This window comes from Marivirga sericea, from assembly GCF_900177665.1.
GTDB classification, from domain to species: Bacteria; Bacteroidota; Bacteroidia; order Cytophagales; family Cyclobacteriaceae; genus Marivirga; species Marivirga sericea.
Window position 1 is genome coordinate 418446 of the sequence record NZ_FXAW01000003.1, and the last position, 19612, is coordinate 438057.

A 19612-nucleotide genomic window follows, 5' to 3' on the forward strand; every position below is an offset into this window, starting at 1 on the left:
ATGAAAATTTAAGTACTTTGGAAAAAAAAGAAAATAAATAAACTTATATGATTATGAAATATATAGTGCATATCTCCCTACTAATTCAGTTTTTATGTATTTATTCAATTCAAGCACAAAAAAGGACTGAAAATGCAGAGAAAAGGCTAGGTGAATTCAAAGATAAAATCGCTTTGGATCAGTATGATGATTTCTATATCATTAGCTTCAAAGACATAAGCAATGTCAATAATGGTACAGAACAAACTATTAGAATTGACAATCATCAGAATCTTATACGATTTAAGAATATCCTCTTGAATGGTTTTGAAGAAGAACCGGATGAACCCATCATTTATGAGACAGAAAAATATGAGTTTAGATTGTACTATAGAAACCGGTCAATTAGAAAAGACTATGTAGAGGTCATAGTTGAGGATAGCAAAACGGAAGTAACCTCTACTATGCCATGGTTGACATATGCTGCGATCGAGAAACTATTCCAAACTGAAGAATAAAAACAATCTAAAAACACTGAGAATATATGGCCGTTAGATAGAACAGACCAATTGAGATCTTATGACTTTTTTAGCTATACTTTTACAAATACCACAGGGAGTTCCGCATCCTGATGATAGTGAACCACTTCTACTACAAACGCCCTTCGATTATATTTTTTACGTAGTATTACCCGTACTTTTCTTAATTGGAGGCTACTTTTGGTGGAGAAGAAAAAAGAAAAGAGAGGAAGAAAAAGACAAGTAATCAATAATGCAACCTTCCAAATATACAATTTTAATACCAACACTTTATCTCATAATTTATTGACATTCAATATTTTTATTTGCATATTGAGATTGTATGGATTTGAAATTCAGCACATATTACAATTTCAATATCAACCCAAAAAAGATTTTCGGGCTCAAAATTTTGAGCTTCAAACCGGTTCACAGACGAAATCTGCAACCGGTTTTTGATTGTTAGTCATTACTTATCACTTCTTAAAAAAACTCCTATTACAGGAAGAAAACTATAATTACATCTTTCAAGCTAGTGGGCACTCACTCTTAAAAGATGAATAGTTTTTAAACGTCTTAGCCTATTTCATTAGGCTTAAAAGGCGATTTACACTCATTATTCAAAATTTTAAATTAAAGAAATTATGAAAAGGATAAGTTATGCCCTTTTGGCAATATCAATACTGTTTTCAGCTTGTACAGAAGAAAATCTAGAAATGAAAAAACCTGACCACGCAGGAGGCCCCAAAAAAGATAAGGGCGGAGATGATGGAGGCAGCAATACTGAAGTGATACATTATCTGACAGGAAATTCAGAGGATATACAAACTAACAGTAGCCTCGGGTATCTTTTAGCTGGTGGAGCAGGTGATCAAAAGTCATGGTTTGATTGGATGGTCACCAAAGCGGATGGCGGAGACTTTGTCATCCTAAGAACGGATGATAGTAACGGATATAATGATGCGTCTTTTATAGAAGGAGCTAATTCTATTCTTACACTAGTTGTAAATGGTCAAACTAGTGCCAACTCTGATTTCGTAAGAGACAAAATCAGAGAAGCTGAAGCATTATTTATTGCAGGTGGTGATCAAACATCATACTACAATCTTTGGAATGGTACTGAAGTGGAGAGTTCAATTCAGTACTTAGTAAATGAGAAAGGCGTACCAGTTGGTGGTACATCAGCTGGATTAGCTATTTTGGGTGAATTTGCCTACATACCTCAATCATCAGGTGTAATTTCTTCTGAGGCTCTAAGCGATCCTTACCATCCTTATCTAGAAACTATTAAAACGGACTTTCTACAACTCCCTGGTTTAGGAAATATTATTACGGACACTCATTTTTCCGAAAGAGATAGATTAGGGAGAACAATTACGCTCATGGCCAGGCTGATTGCTGACGGAATAGTTAGCAGCTATCAAGACATAAAAGCGATTGCTGTAGATGAATTCACTGCTGTGGCCATTGAACCAAATGGCGATGCTAAAGTGCTGGGAGACGAGAATTATGAAGACTATGCATTTTTCTTCGAAGCTAACTCAACACCTAATCAATGTGAGGCAGGTCAGGAATTGCATTGGACAGACGCCATAACTGCCTACACCGTAAAGGGAGTGTCTAACCCTAACACAAGCTTTAACATTGGTAATTGGGCCACTGTAGGAAGCGTTGCTCAGTTTGAAAATGTTAATATTAATTATGGCAGTATTTCAAATGACATCCAACAGCCAAATTAATAGATTGCCATTGATATCTAAATAAAAAAAAGGGACCAATTTGGCCCCTTTTTTATTCGCTTATCTTTTTTGGATTAACCTCCGAAATCATCAAATCTGATGTTTTCTGGCGGAACACCCATGTCATCTAACATTTTTAGGACAGCAGCATTCATCATCGGAGGACCACATAAGTAAAATTCTACCTCTTCAGGCTCTTTATGATGTTTTAAATAATTATCATAAAGTGCATTGTGAATAAAACCTGTATACCCATCACCATCTTGATCATCCAAACTCTTTTTGATCTTCCAATTATCCTCTTCTAAAGGCTCAGAAAGTGCGACTTGAAAATCAAAATTTGGGTTCTTATCTTCTATTGCTCTAAAGTGATCGACATAGAATAATTCTCTTTTTGATCGACCGCCATACCAGTAGGACACTTTTCTATCAGTTCCTTGCGTATGGAATAAATGGAAAATGTGTGAACGTAACGGAGCCATACCAGCACCACCACCAATGTAAATCATTTCAGCCTCTGACTCATTGATAAAGAATTCACCATAAGGACCTGAAATAGTTACTTTGTCACCCGGGTTTCTTGTAAAGACATATGAAGAACAAATACCAGGATTAACATCCATCCAAGTATTTTTAGCTCTATCCCATGGTGGAGTAGCAATTCTAATGTTCAACATGATGATATCACCTTCTGCAGGATGGTTTGCCATGGAGTAAGCTCTGAATATAGGTTCATCATTTTTCATCACTAAATCCCATAAACCAAAATTATCCCAATCTTCCTTAAAGATATCTTCTTTGTGACCTAGGTCAGGATGAGGAGTAATATCAATATTTTTAAAGTTCACTTCAATTTCAGGAACGTCAATCTGAATGTAACCTCCCGATTCGAAATCTAATGTTTCGCCTTCAGGCAACTGCACAACAAACTCCTTAATAAAAGTTGATACATTGTAGTTCGATTTAACAGTACATTCCCACTTTTTAATACCAAAGATTTCTTCTGGAATGCGTATGTGCATATCCTCTTTCACTTTCACTTGGCACGAAAGCCTTACTTTCTCTTTCTTTTCAGATCGACTAAGGTGGCCTTCTTCTGTAGGTAATACATCACCTCCACCATCTTCGACTACGCATTTACACATGGCACAAGTACCGCCTCCACCACAAGCAGATGGTAGGTATATATCTTGTCCTGATAGAGTAGATAGTAAAGTAGAGCCTGCAGATGTTACAATAGGATTGTCTTCATCTCCATTAACATAAATATTAACGGGACCTGATTGAACTAACTTTGATTGCGCAAATAACAGAATTAATACCAATAATAATATTAGAACTGTAAAGGCAATAATTGAGGTTATAACTACTGATGTCATGAACTTTGATTTTGTTCTAAATGATTCAATTAATTGAGCTGCAAATATATTACTTAAAATGTAAACCTATAAGCACGATTAGATATTTTTCTAATAATATATTCGAAAATCTAACAGTTAGAAGAATCAAAAAGTTGGCAAAAAGTGAAAATTTATTAAAAAATATTTTTCCAGGTTCCTTTTAATCGATTGTATTTGATAGTGGAAGGTAAGGCCTTCCAAAAATATTGATTGATTTCAACAGCAAATGATGGCTGCATATAGCAGTTTATAGCACATCCTTCACATTCTGGAAGCTTTCCTTCCAAAGCTGCTAATTTCTGTACCTCATCAGATTTATACAAATTATACAAATCGCCATTTATCGGATATTCTTTTTTTCCCAGATGATAACACGGAAGCACCAATTCATTTTTAGGGGAAATCACTAAAGAAGAAGAAGCGGCTTTGCAAACCGGATCATGCACATGATTACCTCCATTTTTCCTTAATTCAATAAAGGCATTGTTTAAATAAATGTTTTTCTTTCTACCGATCTGCGAAAGGTATTCAAGATTATGATATGTTAGTCCTCCACGGGTTTCTACCGTATTATAATCAAAAATTGGATTGACAATTAAAACCAAATCGTTTGGCAAGCATATTGACCGATACACCTTTTCTAATTCTTCAATATTGTCATTCATGGCTGTGAATAAAATGTCAGGCTTCTCGCCTAATTCTTTCGCAACTTTTATTGATTTCATCACAAATTCAAAGCAGCCAACTCCCCTGACTTCATCGTGCTGCTTCGCATCCGCAAAATCAAGCGAAAAATGAAGCATATCAACCAAGCCTTTTAATTTATCGGCTTTTTTGGGGTAAAGTAATCCGTTGGTAGTGAGAGTGGTAATAAATCCCATTTCCTTGGCCATCTTCAGAAAAACGTCAATTTCATTATGCAATAGAGGCTCTCCCCCGGTAAAGTCAATTACTTTCACTCCTAATTTCTTGAGGTGTTTCAGGTTTTGCTCAACATCCTCCACTTTTATGTAAGGACTGGGCTTTTCCCATATATCACAGAAATAGCAGCTTGCATTGCAACGATAGGTTACATAATAATTACATAAAACTGGTTTACGAATAAGGCGCATGCCCTAAAGTTAGGAAGAAGCATTTCGAAATACTAAATTGCTTCAATGAAGATGCTTCTAGAATCTGATTTTACTAATTTTAAGTTCAAAGAGGAGAAACTTTTCTTACAAGAGGCTATACTGAAAGGCAACTACTCATTTAAAAGCTTACTCCAATTAATGCTTCATCCAGATTATAAAGATAAAGCATCATGGGTAATGAGTGGCGTGGTAGAGAACAATCCAAGCATTGTAAATGAAGAAGAAATGGGCTTTCTATTAGATTTGCTAGAAAAAAAGCCAACTAAAGGTGTGGAGAGAAATATTTGGAGAGCATTTGAATTTATCGAGATCCCCAAAGGTCATCAAGAACAGTGCGTTCATTTGGCTTTTGAAACCCTTGAAGATAAGAAAAGTTCTATTGCTGTTCAGGTTTTCGCCATGAGTTCCGCATTCAAGCTTTCAAAAAAGAGTAAAGATTTAAAAAGACTTTTAAAAGAGATTCTGTTATTGAAAATAGAGAACGCTTCGAAGGGCTTTCAATCAAGGGCTAGAAAAATATTAAAAGAGTTGAATTAGAACATGATGCCAAACCCCGTATTGAGCCAAGGCGTAAGTCCATTCTCATTGATTATAGCATTTATTCCTGCCTTAAAAAGAATATCGTTGTTAAAATGCTTACGGTAATTTAAGCCCGGCACAATATTTTCGAAAATATCAGCATTTCTGCTTTCCTCTGAAATCCCTTTGTATTCTCTTGCAATAGTCAAATTTGCACCTAATTCAAGGAATGCACCTTTTTCCTCGTTTAAATCAAATAGATAAGAAAAACCAGTAGTGTAGGTAACATAAAAGTCATCTTCCGAATAGCCTCCAAGACCAACTCTCCACAAAAAACCAGGAGTTTTTGATAGCTGTCTTTCGTAATTAATGGAAAAGAAGAGGCCGGCTCCCCCTGCTTCTACATAAGAAGCATTTCTTTTAGAAGCTATTTCTTCTTGTGCAAAACTCATGCTAGCGCATAAAAAAATAAGCAAAATGGTTGATAGTAGCTTTTTCATCATTATGTTTTTAGTTCGAAAAAAATATAACAAAAAAAATGCCAATCGGTGAAATTGGCATTTTTAGCAGTATATATGATCAAAGTTTATTTCAACATCTTTAATAAAGTAGTCAATTTACTTTTCAACTGCCTTCTATCAACAATAAAATCTAAAAACCCATGATCCAACACAAATTCAGCACTTTGAAACCCTTTGGGTAAATCCTTTCCAATGGTCTCTCGAATAACCCGAGGACCTGCAAAGCCGATCAAAGCGCCCGGTTCAGCAATGTTAAAGTCACCCAACATTGCATAGGAAGCCGTTACACCACCTGTGGTCGGATCTGTCAGTAAAGAAATGTAAGGTATTTTTGCTTCAGAAAGTTGAGCTAATTTCGCTGAGGTTTTAGCCATCTGCATAAGCGAAAAACCAGCTTCCATCATTCTGGCACCACCTGATTTTGAAATCATTAAAAATGGCACTTTCTTTTTGATAGAATAATCAATAGCTCTAGCAATCTTCTCACCAACTACAGATCCCATCGATCCACCAATGAAACTAAAATCCATACAGGCTACACATAAATCCAGACCATTCATTTTACCATGAGCAGATCTTACCGCATCTTTCAAGTCTGTTTTTTCTTGTGACTGCTTGATTCTAACTGGATACGGTTTACTATCTACAAATTCCAGCGGGTCAGCTGAACTGATATCTTTATCAAGTTCAGTAAACTTATTATCGTCAAAAAGAATCTCAAAATATTCTTTTGAGCCTATTCGTACGTGGTACTCATCATCAGGGCTAACATAAGCATTTTCCTTAAGTTCACGCATATGAATAATTTTTCCACCTGGAGTTTTGTACCATAATCCATCAGGTGCTTCTTTCTTATTTTCGGTGGGTGTTAAAATCCCTTTATTTTGTCGCTTAAACCAAGCCATATTGTTTCAATTATTTATCAAAACCCTATTCAGGTTTTTGTTGGAACATCAAAGATAATTGAATTGGATGTCAATTGCCAAAGTTAAAGTTCAAAACCCCACCCAATTTATTATTTTCACTGCTATTTTACTCCTATCAACAGTTTTCCGCATAAAAAATCATAGCAAAGCCAAAAAACCCTAAAACCACAGCTAACAAACGTTAGTATCTGATTTACAGAAGATTAAAATTATCTAGAAAAGTTTTGATAGATAAAATAATTCTATGAAATTTACGGAATGAACGTTCATTCCGCCATAGAAAATAAACTGGATAAGAAAACCTTAATATTGGAATCTACTTTGGACTTAATTTCTGAAAACGGATTTCATGGAACACCTATTTCCATGATAGCAGAGAAAGCAGGTATAGGAGCTGGTACTATTTACCGCTATTTTGAAAATAAGGAGGATTTAATCAATGAATTGTTCAAGGAAATCAAAAGGCGCGTTATGCATGCGATGCTCTCCGACTATGATGAAAAACAAAGCTTCGAAGATAGATTTAAGCATCTTTGGATGAATTTAATCCATTATTTCATGGACCATCCAAAAGCTTTTCAATTTATTGAGCAACATCGGTATGCATCATATATGAGTAAACTGACCCGAGAAGAAAGTTTTATGATCATGTCTCCGGTAATGATGTTTTTTATTGAAGCCAAAAGAGCAAAAGCTATGAAAGATTTACCGGTCTACACCATTATTTCCTTATCCTACGGACCAATTACTTCTTTAGCAAAATTACAAATTGACCATCAACAGCATTTAAGCGAAGAACGGATAGAACAAGCTGCAGACGCATGTTGGGATGCAGTGAGAAGACATTAACAAGATTAGTAATACTATTACAAATATATAATTATGAAAACACCTAATGTAGTTTTTAATGGAATCGGTTCTTATGTACCAGAAAACATAGTTCCCAATGAACATTTTCTTAAGCATGAATTTTACTTGGAAAATGGGGAGCGGTTTGACATCCCTAATGAGGAAATCATCAAGAAATTTGAAAAGATCACGGGCATTAAAGAAAGACGATATGCAAGTGATGATCAACTAAATTCTGATTTGGGATCATTGGCCGCAGAAAACGCCCTAAAAAATAGCACTATAGATAAAGAGGAATTAGACTACATTATATATGCCCAAAATTTTGGTGATATTGAAGCTGGCACTAACAGAATTGACAATATGCCAAGTTTGGCCGCTAAAGTGAAAAATAAATTAGGAATTCAAAATCCTGATGTAGTTTGCTATGATATTATTTTTGGATGCCCAGGTTGGGTTCAAGGTGTCATTCAAGCTTATCAGATGATTAGAAGTGGCTTTTGCAGGAATGTAATGGTGATTGGAGCCGAAACTTTGAGCAGATGCGTGGATCCTCATGATAGGGACGGAATGATTTTCTCTGATGGGGCTGGTGCCACTATTGTTTCTGCTTCTTACGATGAAGATAGAAAAGGAATTTTAGGCTTTGCCAATAGGACTGATGCAAATGAAGAACTAAGTTACTTAGCGATGGGCAAGTCAAATAAAGAAGGAGAGGATAACAATGCTCGCTACATAAAAATGAAAGGGAGAAAAATCTATGAATATGCTTTAGAAGAGGTAGCTGCAGCCATGCAATCTGCCCTAAAGCGTTCAGGTATCTTCATGGAAAATATTAAAAAAGTTTTGATCCACCAAGCAAACGAAAAAATGGATGAAGCCATTTTACGAAAACTAGGTCAACTCAACGATTTACGCTTAGAAGCCAAGGACATGATGCCTATGACCATTCAAAAATACGGTAATAATTCAGTAGCGACCGTCCCTGTAATGCTAGACAAAGTGTTAAGAGGTGAAATTGAAGGCCACCAGATCAAAGAAGGAGATGACATTATTTTGGCTTCCGTTGGTGCCGGAATGCACATTAACGCCATCATTTACAGGATGTAATTCGGTACGAGCCTTACAACCTTATGTAAAGAGGGAGAAGTATCACTCAACTTCTCCCTTTTTTTCTACTTGAAAAACTTCTGTATAATCTGGTTGGTTTTATTACCATCTACTTCCGCCCCACTTAATAGTTTTGAGAAAGTGGCTTTGTCTTCTGGGCTGATGTTAGTCTTATAGTCAATTTGATTACTATCGAATTTCTTGCTGCCCATGTGCCAGCTAGGGAAAGTTTTTTCTTTAATAGGGACATAGGACAACATGATGCAGTTAGCATGCCTAGCGTCTTTTTTGATTTTATCGTACAACCCCATCACTACTCCATTTTCTCCTTCAACCAACTGTAGAAATTTTTTATCGGAGTAAAGTAGGGCTCCGGTTATTCCCAAATCAGGATTATTTTTTTTACAAGCTTCCAAGATGTTATCTATTTCATCTTCGGAAGAATTGTTTCTTTTCCTGTCACTAACGTAAACTAATTGTGAAAGCATATTGCGTTAAAAAATTAAGTGAAATTAAAAATATCCTAGCGAACACATATACATCTCAATTGTTCAAAAATTAGAGAATTAAAAACAAAAAAAGAGAGACTGGATACCAGCCTCTCTTTCTATTTACTAAAATTGTAAAATCTTATCCTTCTACTTCTTCTTTTACTTCCTCAGCAGCATCTTCCATTTCTTCGCCAGCATCTTCAGCTTTTTCTTCACCTTCTTCTACTGATTCTTCAACGTCTTCTTTCACTTCTTCAGCAGCATCACCTACCTCGTCAGCTGCATCTTCTACTGCATCTTTTACTTCCTCAGTAGATTCTTCCATCTGCTCTTTTGCTTCTTCTTTTTCGCTCTTGTTATCACATGCAAAAACAGCTAATGTAAAAGCACCCAATAAAAATAATGTGAATAATTTTTTCATAGTTTAATAGATTATGGTTTAAGATGTAAATGTATCTAAATATTAAGACAGACAAAAGTATATTTCTATTTTTTTCTGAAAACTAGCTTAACAGGAACCCCTTCAAAGTCAAAATTCTCTCTTAACCTGTTCTCTAGGTATCTTTCGTAAGGAGGTTTGATATATTGTGGCAAATTACAGAAGAAAGCAAACGTAGGCGTATAAGTAGGCAGCTGCGTTGCGTATTTAATTTTGATGTATTTACCCTTTAAAGCTGGAGGTGGATATTTTTCTATCTCCTTAAGCATCACTTCATTTAAAGCAGATGTACTTACCTTTTCCGTCCTACTAAAATAAATTTTAGTGGCCAGTTCTATTGCTTGAAATATTCTCTGCTTTTCAGTAACGGATGTGAAGATTATGGGAATGTAATCTAATGGACCCAATTTCTCCTGAATCTGTTTCTTAAATTTATCATGAGTCTTACCGTCTTTCTCTACTAGATCCCATTTATTGATCATGATCATGATGCCCTTCTTATTTTTATGAGCTAAGCCGATAATTTGCATATCTTGTGATTCAAAACCACGAGTAGCATCAATCATTACAATACAAACATCACTATCCTGCAAAGCCTGAATTGCTCGGATGGTAGAGTAGAACTCTATATCATCTTTTGTTCTGGTTTTTTTTCTCAAGCCAGCTGTATCAGTCAATATAAAATCTTTACCATACAGTTTATAGTGCGTATTAATAGAGTCTCTGGTAGTTCCAGCGATATCTGTCACAATAGTGCGTTCATCCCCTAATAATGCATTCAAAAAAGACGATTTCCCGGCATTAGGCCGCCCTAGAATTGCTAATCTTGGAACGCCTTCAAAAGGATCTTTGTGGTCGTCATCAGGAAAAAGCTGTACTACAGCATCTAAAACCTCTCCTGTTCCAGAACCACTTGCAGAAGACATGCTGAACACTTCATCAAAACCAAGTCCATAAAATTCACCTGCCATATAGCTCTTTTCAGTATTGTCGGCTTTGTTAGCTATTACATATACTGGTTTTCCCACTTCTCTTACGACATTGGCGAAATCTTTATCCATATCGGTTAGGCCAGTGTGACAATCTACCATAAACAGTATCACAGTTGCTTCTTTTAATGCTTCTTTCACCTGCTTACGGATCTCTTTCTCAAAGATATCATTTGAGCCCGTCACATAGCCACCAGTATCAATCACAGTAAATTTCTTACCAATCCACTGCGCTTCTCCGTATTGCCTATCACGCGTTACACCTGATTCGTTATCCATAATCGCCTGTTTGCGCTCTACTAAACGATTGAAAAAGGTGGACTTACCGACATTTGGTCTCCCTACTATTGCTACTATGTTTGACATTTTTAATTACGAATTATGAATTTTTTAATTACGAATTAAGGTGATAAAGTACCACCCTCTTATTCGCTTCTTGATCTGATCGTTTTTTGTATCGACCCTATTATTTTTAATATTTCTTCGCACTTAGCGATCATTATTAGTGCAGCTTCTTCCTCTAGAAATCCCGCATCTTTTATTAAGCGTAACCAATAATGTGTTTCCCTAGCCTCTTTATAGGAAATTGATATTTTAGCTAAAAAATCTTTCCTTGACTGAGCTCCAATTGCTTCTTCCACATTTGCTCCGATAGAAGTCCCTGACCTTAGGACTTGAGAAGATATCTCAAAATGAGTTTCTTTTTTTAATAATTGAGCAATTCTTATAATCTCTAAAGCAAATTGATAACTTTTTAATTGAATAACATTTTGCGACTTCATTAATGGCATATTTGGTTGAAAAGATGATAAAATCTAAGAATGTCACTCCAAATTTCCTAATTGATAATTCGTAATTCGTAATTATCAGTAGCCGAATCGTTTCAACTTCAAATCCTTTTTACGCCAGTCTTGTTCTACTTTTACAAAGGTTTCCAAATGGATTTGCTTATTGAAAAATGTTTCCAGGTCTTGGCGCGAAGCCATTCCTACCTTTTTTAAAGCTTCACCCCCTTTACCTATGATGATCCCCTTTTGGGATTTTCTCTCTACATATATTTCTGCCCTTATTCTGATGATTTTCTCATCTTCTTTGAATTCAGTAACCACTACTTCGCAGCTGTACGGTACTTCTTTTTTATAATTCTGAAATATCTTTTCTCTAATAATTTCCTCCACAAAAAACTTCTCCGGCTTATCCGTCATTTCCTCTTTGGGAAAATAGGCTGGGTGCACCGGCAATAAATTAATTAATTTCCCAAAAAGCTCTTCTATGTTTATTTTTTCTAGGGCCGAAATCATGATCTGATGATCAGGTTCAATAATCTCAGCCCAATACTTCATTTTATCCTCCGCCTGTGAGCCTTTCGATTGGTCAATTTTATTCATGACCAATATTATCGGCACACCACTTTTCTTCAGTCTGTCAATTAAAACATCTCCTTCCTCATACTTCTCATATAAATCTGTCACAAAAAGTAAGATGTCAGCATCCTCAAGTGCGGATTTCACAAATCGCATCATGGAGTTATGCAATTCATACTGAGGACTCAAAATACCAGGCGTATCAGAATAAACGATTTGAAAATCCTTACCACTCAAAATCCCCATAATCCTGTGGCGAGTAGTTTGAGCTTTGGAAGTAATAATAGAAAGGCGCTCTCCTACTAAAGCGTTCATTAATGTAGACTTTCCTACATTTGGTTTTCCTACTATGCTTACAAATCCGGCTTTATGCTGATTTTCTGACATTAATTTAAATTTATTTTGCAAAGGTACTTGATTTTAATGAATTTCTAATTACCTTTGTAATCCTTTTGAAGCAAACATCGAAAAAGATGTTGAAATCAAGAGTTTATATCGCGGGGTGGAGCAGTTGGTAGCTCGTTGGGCTCATAACCCAAAGGTCACAAGTTCGAGTCTTGTCCCCGCTACTACAAAGCCTGTTTAAAGAAACATTAAGCAGGCTTTTTTTATGCCTTAATTTTAAAATATTGCTCGTTGGGCTCATAACCGCTAGCTAGCAGACACTAATTCGAGTCTTGTCCCCGCTACTTCGAAGTCTGTTAAATCCAAAAAATTATATTAGCATGGAAAAGTAAGAAGTATGAATTTCCAGTATCAGTTTCTTGCAGACTTTATTATTTCACCAACGCTTTCAAGGCTATTATTCATTGTACATTTGACAATCCTTAAAAGGTTAATTTCATTATTGACAACAACTTGAATATTAAGTCAAGCAGTAGTGAAGAACATTGGCTATTACCAGCAGTTTATTATCTATGTTGACAAATAAATTCTAAGCCTTCCTTAAAAAATACATGTGATTGTAATTTCTTAAACTCTAATCGACAATAGCAGTTAATGTAGTCAGATATTAATTTATGGTTACACTATCTCTCATTCACTATTCAAATAATAAGTACTGGGCATTTAAACAAATGCAACTATTACCTCCTCGATTGACAAAAATTGAAGGCTGTCAATTTGCTAAACTTCTTGGCACTGGAAGCGGCTTTGGTTTTAGTCTTTGGCCTGACTTCTCAACATATGCCATGCTGATGAAATGGGGCAACCCACAAGACGCTACACACTTTTTTGATCATTCAGAAGTTTTTGATGAACTAAACAGAAAATCTAGCAAAATTGAAACGCATTATCTAGATTCTCTAGGAGCGCATGGCAGTTGGTATGGAAAAAATCCATTCCCTGAAAAAACGGAATACAGTGGTGGAAAAATTGCAGTAATTACCAGAGCACGAATCAATATCCCTAAACTGCCTAGGTTTTGGCAATTTGTCCCCATGGCAAGTAGAGCCATTGAAAATGCTAAAGGACTAATTTTTACCAAAGGCATTGGAGAATGGCCTTTAATTGAACAGGCTACTTTCAGCGTTTGGGAAAATGAACAAGCCATGAAGGACTATGCCTACTCTAATATTCATAAAGAAATCATAGGAAAAGTAAAGAAGGAAAATTGGTATAAAGAGGAACTATTTAGTCGTTTCAATTATATTAAAAGCATTACGCATTAACAGCAAAGGCTAAAATCCGTTACGAAACAACACCTACATAAATCAGCTTAGTATGAAAAATATCTTAATCATAACATTTCTTTTTGTTCTATTTCAGGGATGCGGACAGAAAAAAGAACAAGCCCCACAAGAGCTAATCAGCTTTTCGATAGACCAAAATTTTGGTGATTATTGGTATCAAGGCAAAGCAGAACTGACTTCCTATGAGTTGGAGCAAGTTCGATATGGAGAAAAGAGAAAAGGTGAAGCGGTGCTGATTTTTGTAACAGAAGATTTCTCGAAAAGCAAACAAGTGAAGTTAGATAATCCTTCCGCAAATTCTGACGATGCAGAGAAGGTAATGAAACTCAATTTCACCAAGAAATTCAATACGGGAATTTATCCTTACTCTATTATGACCTCGGTATTTGCTCCTGTCTACCCAAAAAGTGACCTACACGCAAGAAAACTCACCACTTCGGTTCAGGAATGGTGCGGTCACGTATTCATGCAACTTAACAATGAAACAAATCAGTACAATCTATTGAGTAGATCTTATTTTGAGAGTGAGGGTGATCTTGAGATGAGTTTAGACAAAATTTGGCTGGAGGATGAACTCTGGACTTTAATACGCTTAGACCCTGCCCAAATTCCTGAAGGAGAAATAAAGTTGCTACCTTCCACACAATATTTAAGACTTAAACATAAGGACTTGAAAGCTTATACTGCCATGATCAAAGTGCTAAAAAATGAGCATCTAAATGAACTTAAGATTCAAATACCTGCATTAGAGCGTAAGGTATCAATTTTCTATCAAAACAAATTCCCTTACGACATTGAGAGTTGGGAAGAAAGTTATCCAGAAGGTGGGGAAATCATGACCACTTCTGCAAAACTTAAAAAGCGGATAATGTTGGATTACTGGAAAAAAAATAGCGTACAGGACAGTACCTTCAGAAAAGAGCTTAGCCTTGGATATTAGCCCATAACAAAGCATCCGCTCGGCATTAAAAACTGCAATAGATGAATACGCTTAAATCTCTTGAATTTTGCAAATCCTTAATACGGATCAATCTAGGGTTAATAAGCTCTTACTTCTTTTCCTTCCATAAAATTGACAAAGGCTTTATTTACCACTCTGTTTCCTCCTTGAGTTGGAAAATCACCCGTAAAATACCAATCTCCTAAGTGTTCAGGACTTGCTTTATGCAAATTTTCAACCGTTTGGTAAATTACTTCCACCTCTGCTTCGATTGTATCAACCTTCACTAATTCAGCAATTTTTTGAGAAATTTGCTCATAACTAAAAGGCGCAAAAACATCTTTGACATGATTCTCTGTATTATCACTAATTAGACACTTTTGATACGCCTCATCAAGTATATTCTCTTGCTTCGTTTCTTTTAGTAAAGCTAAAACCGCTCTGAATGCAATGAAGTCTTTCATTTTACTCATATCAATTCCATAGCAATCCGGGAAGCGAATCTGAGGAGCTGAAGAAACAATTATTATTTTCTTGGGCTCCAACCTGTCGAGCATTCGTAGAATACTTTTTTCTAAGGTGGTACCACGAACAATAGAATCATCAATAACCACCACGGTATCAACTTTCTTTTTTATAACTTCATAGGTGGTGTCATAAACATGGGCTACTAAGTCGTCCCTATGAGCATCATCAGTGATAAAAGTTCTTAATTTGGCATCCTTAATTACTAATTTCTCTACTCTAGGACGGAATGACAATAGTTTTTCGAGTGCTTCATCATCTTCTCGAGCACTTCTTAGTTCTTGTAATTGTCTTTTGGCCAAGTGTTGCTCCATCCCTTCCATCATTCCTAAAAACGAAGTTTCGGCTGTATTTGGGATGTACGAAAATACAGTGTTTTCTAAATCATAGTCTATCGCTTCCAAGATCTTAGGGACTAAGAGCTTTCCTAAGGTTTTTCGCTCAGCGTAGATCTCAGGATCAGATCCTCTTGAGAAGTAAATCCTCTCAAAACTGCACGATTTTCGCTCCAAAGGCTCAATGAATTGCTCCATTTTATAATCACCTTTAGTATTGATGACCAAAGCATGCGCAGGCTTTATTTCTTGAATATCTTTATAGTTGACATTAAATGCCGTTTTAATAGCTGTCTTCTCTGAAGCAACTACCACAACCTCATCATCGGCATAAAAATGCGCAGGCCGAATACCTGAAGGGTCTCTAGCTACAAACGCATGCCCTGCACCTGTAATGCCAGCCATAGCATATCCTCCATCAAAATCGCGACAAGCACGCTGTAGCACTTGAAGCAAATCTAATTTTTCTTCAATTATCTGAGTAATTTCAGCATTAGTATATTCATCTTTGTGGAGCTCGAATATTCTCTGATTTTCTTCATCTAGGAAATGACCGATTTTTTCCATTACCGTCACCGTATCCACTTTTTCTTTAGGATGCTGGCCTAATTCGGTTAAAATATCAAAAAGCTCTTCAACATTTGTCATGTTGAAGTTTCCAGCTACCATCAAACTCCTGTTTTTCCAGTTATTTTGACGTAACATGGGATGACAATTTTCAATAGCATTCTGCCCATGAGTCCCATACCGTAAATGTCCTAACCAGACTTCTCCTGTAAATGCACAATTTTCTTTCAACCACTTCTCTTGGTTAAACCATTTACCCCCTTCTTTTTTTGCTTTCTTATATTTTTTAGAGATTTTCTTAAATATCTGTGTAATGGGTTGGTTATCTACTGAACGATATCGGCTGATGTAACGGTGCCCAGGTTCTACATTTAGCTTCACATTCCCTACTCCTGCACCATCTTGTCCACGATTATGCTGCTTTTCCATCAACAAGTAAAGTTTGTTCATGGCATAAAGCGGACCATATTTATCTATGAAATATTGGAGAGGTTTTCTTAAGCGGATTAAGGCTATTCCGCATTCGTGTTTAATGATATCGCTCATGACTTTTTACTTAAAACACAAAGTTAAGTTTATTATAATTGATGTTCAATGTTTTTCTGTTTTTAAGACTAGAACTAGAAATAATACAAGTAATATATTCGATGGAACTATAGTATTATTAGGATGAATATACTTAATTGCTAAAGGTTAAGTTTCAAAATAATCCTATTTTTGATTTTTACTTTTTGATGCTACTGGCTTCAAACCAAAACATAAACCAAGCTTGAAAGTGATAAAGGCTGTTTTTTTACAAATAACCCTGTTTTTTTTAACTCTCTCATTGGGGATTAGTCAAGATATCTCTTTCGATTCTTTAAATCAGTATTATCAAAATGAATTAAAGAACGCACATGAAAGGAATTTCAAACAAACCGATTTATTTAAAAAAGTAGAAAAAACGCCCCTGTCGCAAATTTCGAAGTTTTCTCAATTCCAAGAGTCTTTAAAGCTCATGGCATTAGTTGAGAGTCAAGAGGAAAATGAGTTGGGTATTCAACTTATCTCAACAATAATTCCATTAGCCAAATCAAAAGATCAATTTCAAGCATTTCTTTATTATAAATTGGCCCAATTCTATCAAAAAGTAAGTAAGCCAGTAGAATCTTTGGAATACTATTTAAAGGCCACTACTTTTTTATCAAAACTAAAAGCCAATTCTCTTTTGGCACATGCATACTTAAGAATTAGTATAATAAATTTGAGTGGATGGAATAACGAAATAAGTATTGAATTTGCTAATAAAGGTTTGCAAACTTTAAAAACAATTGAAAAATTCACCAGAACAGATAGCCTATCTTTACTAGGATTGCATGAAGTTAAAGGAATTGCATACCGGAGAACTCATCGATTTGATGAATCACTATCAAGCATTAATAAAGCTATTGAAATCTCTACAGCACTTCAAGACTCTGTTCGGCTGGCCTTAAACAATGGTAATAAAGCCACCATATTCTATAAAAAAGGAGACTATGACTTAGCTATTCCTTTGCTTGAAAAAGATTTCGAAACTAGCATTGAAGCAGGCGTATACAACAGTGGTATGAATGCCCTTATCTATTTAAGTTGGATCTATTCAGAAATGGGTAATAGAGAGGCCGTTGTGAGCACCTTTGAAAAAATGCAGGCTATTGAAAAAAAATATTCTATCACAGATCCAAAATCAAAAGCTGAATATTTAAAAGTAGGCGCTACAGTGGCAGAAATCAAAGGTGATACTGCTAAATCCAATCAATATTTAAGAGAGTACATATTAGAGGATAAGATCAGAGATTCTATTAATATGAGCAATGACATCGCAAGCTTACATGAGCGTCATTTGATGGAACAAGAAATAAGCAAATTAGAATTGTTACAAAACGCTAATCAACTCCAAGCATCTCATTTAAAGCTGAGAACTGCCTTATTGATTATTATTGCCCTCACTTTATTGGTAGTTCTTTGGTATGTTTTTACACTCAGAAGTAAAAACAAGAAAATAGATAAATTAAACGAGATGTTAGAAGCCAAAGTATCTGAAAGAACTGCTCGTTTGATGGAAATCAATAAAGAATTGGATACATATTTATATCGAGCATCTCATGATATTAGACGTCCAATTAGAACATTATTGGGACTCAATAATATTGCTCAAATCAATTCAGATCCGGAGCAAATGAAGCAACTTTTCAGCAAGGTACAATCCACTGCCATGAGCATGGACAAAATGTTGTTCAAATTACAAATGGCATATGAACTCAATAGCTCACACGCAACAGAAAAAGTGGAAATTGAAGATCTAATCAAAGAATGCCTTGATGATATGTCGCTGGAAATAAAAGAACATAATGCCACTGTTACGGTCAATATCCATGAACAGGCAACTACTTTAGATGGGAATACTGCATTGCTGAGAATAGCATTGGATAATATTATAGAAAATGCTCTTCTTTATCAAAGAGATGAAGATAGTGAAATAGAAATTTTCACTGATATCGGAAATTATTTTTTCTATATCCACGTAAAAGACAATGGATTCGGAATACCACAAAAATACTTTGGAGATTTATTTAAGCCTTATTTCAAAATCAGTAACAAAACGCAAGGATCTGGATTAGGATTATTTTTAGCTCATAAAGCCATTTCATTTTTAGCGGGAGAGATTTCGGTAAGTTCAACTGTAAATGAGGGATCTCAGATAACCTTAAAAATTCCTATTAATCCCAAATAGGAAACTTTTCTAAATGTACTTCCTCATGAAAGAATATTTTAGCAGAAGCTTCAAATGAGGCTGTTATATCAGAAACCAAAAATCTATCTTTTCTTATTTTACTTTCAGATAGGAGGTCATGTTCTTTTAAAAATTGCTGTAATTTTCTTGCAACTATAGTTGCTGAATCTAACACATCCACACCTCCATTATAAAAATTACTAATTTCCTGTTTAATTAGTGGATAATGAGTGCAACCCAAAATTAATGCTTCAATTGCCTCTAACTCTTCATTGTGAAGATACGCCTCAATAATATCATGGCTAATTCTGTTTTCAAAAAAACCTTCCTCAATCATAGGGACCAAAAGCGGAGTGGCTAAACTCTTTAATTCAATGATAGGATTAAGTTGCTTTAATTTAGATTCATAGACATTTGAATTTACAGTTTGCTTAGTGCCTATTAAACCCACCTTTTGATTGCTATAGTTTTTTGCTACATATTCGACCACAGGATCAATTACATTAAAAACTTTTGCTTTGGAACCCACGTATTCCCGAACTAAATCGAAAGCGGCTGAAGAAGCAGAGTTACAAGCAATTAAGATTAGCTTACACCCTTGCTGAAGTAGGACATCCGTAACTTTTATACTGTAAGCCTGAATGGCAGCTGCTGATTTATCACCATAAGGTAAGTGGGCAATATCTCCAAAGTAGACCATGCTTTCATCGGGCATTAGCTCTTTGACTTTATGAGCCACAGTGAGGCCGCCAATACCAGAATCAAAAATACCAATAGGTGCAGAATTATCTTTATTCATGATGCAAATATGGGAAGTTGTTGGAA

20 protein-coding genes and 1 tRNA gene are annotated in these 19612 nt (G+C 35.5%); 10 read left to right on the forward strand and 11 right to left on the reverse strand.

Annotated elements, in window-relative coordinates; all coding sequences use genetic code 11:
• Positions 1 to 53: 53 nt before the first annotated feature.
• From B9Y84_RS09460 to B9Y84_RS09470, 3 genes are all read left to right on the forward strand, one after another.
• Positions 54 to 497: a hypothetical protein gene (locus B9Y84_RS09460; RefSeq protein WP_139827993.1), complete on the forward strand. Its 444-nt coding sequence runs from the start codon at positions 54 to 56 to the stop codon at positions 495 to 497.
• Positions 498 to 558: 61 nt separating this feature from the next.
• A complete protein-coding gene (locus tag B9Y84_RS20420; RefSeq protein ID WP_139827994.1) occupies positions 559 to 744 on the forward strand; it encodes an adenylosuccinate synthetase in 186 nt (61 codons plus the stop codon).
• Between the two features lie 397 nt (positions 745 to 1141).
• Complete coding sequence (locus tag B9Y84_RS09470) at positions 1142 to 2236, forward strand: cyanophycinase (protein WP_085516844.1); 1095 nt, start codon at positions 1142 to 1144, stop codon at positions 2234 to 2236.
• Between the two features lie 74 nt (positions 2237 to 2310).
• On the opposite strand, the gene nqrF is transcribed toward B9Y84_RS09470, so the two are convergent.
• The gene (gene nqrF, locus B9Y84_RS09475) at positions 2311 to 3615 is read right to left on the reverse strand and encodes an NADH:ubiquinone reductase (Na(+)-transporting) subunit F (RefSeq protein WP_085516845.1); all 1305 of its coding nucleotides are present in this window, start codon (positions 3613 to 3615) and stop codon (positions 2311 to 2313) included.
• Positions 3616 to 3770: 155 nt separating this feature from the next.
• The gene (locus B9Y84_RS09480) at positions 3771 to 4748 is read right to left on the reverse strand and encodes a radical SAM protein (RefSeq protein ID WP_085516846.1); all 978 of its coding nucleotides are present in this window, start codon (positions 4746 to 4748) and stop codon (positions 3771 to 3773) included.
• Positions 4749 to 4793: 45 nt separating this feature from the next.
• On the opposite strand from B9Y84_RS09480, the gene B9Y84_RS09485 reads away from it, so the two are divergent.
• Complete coding sequence (locus B9Y84_RS09485) at positions 4794 to 5306, forward strand: hypothetical protein (RefSeq protein ID WP_085516847.1); 513 nt, start codon at positions 4794 to 4796, stop codon at positions 5304 to 5306.
• On the opposite strand, the gene B9Y84_RS09490 is transcribed toward B9Y84_RS09485, so the two are convergent.
• Both B9Y84_RS09490 and accD read right to left on the reverse strand, forming a co-directional pair.
• Positions 5303 to 5740 carry a hypothetical protein gene (locus B9Y84_RS09490; RefSeq protein ID WP_085516848.1) on the reverse strand — a complete coding sequence of 146 codons (438 nt, stop codon included), beginning with the start codon at positions 5738 to 5740 and terminating at the stop codon, positions 5303 to 5305. The genes B9Y84_RS09485 and B9Y84_RS09490 overlap by 4 nt on opposite strands.
• A 134-nt stretch (positions 5741 to 5874) precedes the next feature.
• On the reverse strand, positions 5875 to 6714 hold the full coding sequence (gene accD, locus B9Y84_RS09495) for an acetyl-CoA carboxylase, carboxyltransferase subunit beta (RefSeq protein ID WP_085516849.1): 840 nt from the start codon (positions 6712 to 6714) through the stop codon (positions 5875 to 5877).
• 279 nt (positions 6715 to 6993) lie between these two features.
• Here accD and B9Y84_RS09500 point away from each other — a divergent pair, with 279 nt between their 5' ends.
• Together B9Y84_RS09500 and B9Y84_RS09505 are read left to right on the forward strand one after the other, a co-directional pair.
• The gene (locus tag B9Y84_RS09500; protein ID WP_085516850.1) at positions 6994 to 7584 is read left to right on the forward strand and encodes a TetR/AcrR family transcriptional regulator; all 591 of its coding nucleotides are present in this window, start codon (positions 6994 to 6996) and stop codon (positions 7582 to 7584) included.
• Positions 7585 to 7617: 33 nt separating this feature from the next.
• Positions 7618 to 8694 (forward strand): 3-oxoacyl-ACP synthase III family protein, encoded by a 1077-nt coding sequence (locus B9Y84_RS09505; protein WP_085516851.1) that lies wholly within the window; start codon positions 7618 to 7620, stop codon positions 8692 to 8694.
• Positions 8695 to 8759: 65 nt separating this feature from the next.
• On the opposite strand, the gene B9Y84_RS09510 is transcribed toward B9Y84_RS09505, so the two are convergent.
• From B9Y84_RS09510 to era, 5 genes are all read right to left on the reverse strand, one after another.
• Complete coding sequence (locus B9Y84_RS09510) at positions 8760 to 9182, reverse strand: BLUF domain-containing protein (RefSeq protein ID WP_085516852.1); 423 nt, start codon at positions 9180 to 9182, stop codon at positions 8760 to 8762.
• 142 nt (positions 9183 to 9324) lie between these two features.
• Positions 9325 to 9606, reverse strand: a complete 282-nt coding sequence (locus B9Y84_RS09515; protein ID WP_085516853.1) for a hypothetical protein — start codon at positions 9604 to 9606, stop codon at positions 9325 to 9327.
• A gap of 65 nt (positions 9607 to 9671) precedes the next feature.
• Positions 9672 to 10979 carry a ribosome biogenesis GTPase Der gene (gene der / locus B9Y84_RS09520; protein ID WP_085516854.1) on the reverse strand — a complete coding sequence of 436 codons (1308 nt, stop codon included), beginning with the start codon at positions 10977 to 10979 and terminating at the stop codon, positions 9672 to 9674.
• A 59-nt stretch (positions 10980 to 11038) separates the two neighbouring features.
• The gene (locus B9Y84_RS09525) at positions 11039 to 11395 is read right to left on the reverse strand and encodes a four helix bundle protein (protein ID WP_085516855.1); all 357 of its coding nucleotides are present in this window, start codon (positions 11393 to 11395) and stop codon (positions 11039 to 11041) included.
• 84 nt (positions 11396 to 11479) lie between these two features.
• Positions 11480 to 12364, reverse strand: a complete 885-nt coding sequence (gene era / locus B9Y84_RS09530) for a GTPase Era (RefSeq protein WP_085516856.1) — start codon at positions 12362 to 12364, stop codon at positions 11480 to 11482.
• Positions 12365 to 12473: 109 nt separating this feature from the next.
• On the opposite strand from era, the gene B9Y84_RS09535 reads away from it, so the two are divergent.
• The 3 genes from B9Y84_RS09535 to B9Y84_RS09545 all read left to right on the forward strand — a co-directional run bounded on the left by B9Y84_RS09535 (position 12474) and on the right by B9Y84_RS09545 (position 14608).
• Positions 12474 to 12546, forward strand: a tRNA-Met gene (locus B9Y84_RS09535).
• 507 nt (positions 12547 to 13053) lie between these two features.
• On the forward strand, positions 13054 to 13647 hold the full coding sequence (locus tag B9Y84_RS09540; RefSeq protein ID WP_245830846.1) for a spheroidene monooxygenase: 594 nt from the start codon (positions 13054 to 13056) through the stop codon (positions 13645 to 13647).
• Between the two features lie 52 nt (positions 13648 to 13699).
• A complete protein-coding gene (locus B9Y84_RS09545) occupies positions 13700 to 14608 on the forward strand; it encodes a hypothetical protein (protein WP_085516858.1) in 909 nt (302 codons plus the stop codon).
• Between the two features lie 98 nt (positions 14609 to 14706).
• On the opposite strand, the gene B9Y84_RS09550 is transcribed toward B9Y84_RS09545, so the two are convergent.
• Positions 14707 to 16581, reverse strand: a complete 1875-nt coding sequence (locus B9Y84_RS09550; protein WP_085516859.1) for an amidophosphoribosyltransferase — start codon at positions 16579 to 16581, stop codon at positions 14707 to 14709.
• Between the two features lie 280 nt (positions 16582 to 16861).
• Here B9Y84_RS09550 and B9Y84_RS09555 point away from each other — a divergent pair, with 280 nt between their 5' ends.
• Entirely contained in the window at positions 16862 to 18787 is a 1926-nt protein-coding gene (locus B9Y84_RS09555; RefSeq protein ID WP_139827996.1) for a tetratricopeptide repeat-containing sensor histidine kinase, read from the forward strand.
• Here B9Y84_RS09555 and murI read toward each other — a convergent pair.
• Positions 18774 to 19586: a glutamate racemase gene (murI, locus tag B9Y84_RS09560; protein ID WP_085516861.1), complete on the reverse strand. Its 813-nt coding sequence runs from the start codon at positions 19584 to 19586 to the stop codon at positions 18774 to 18776. The genes B9Y84_RS09555 and murI overlap by 14 nt on opposite strands.
• Positions 19587 to 19612 lie beyond the last annotated feature (26 nt).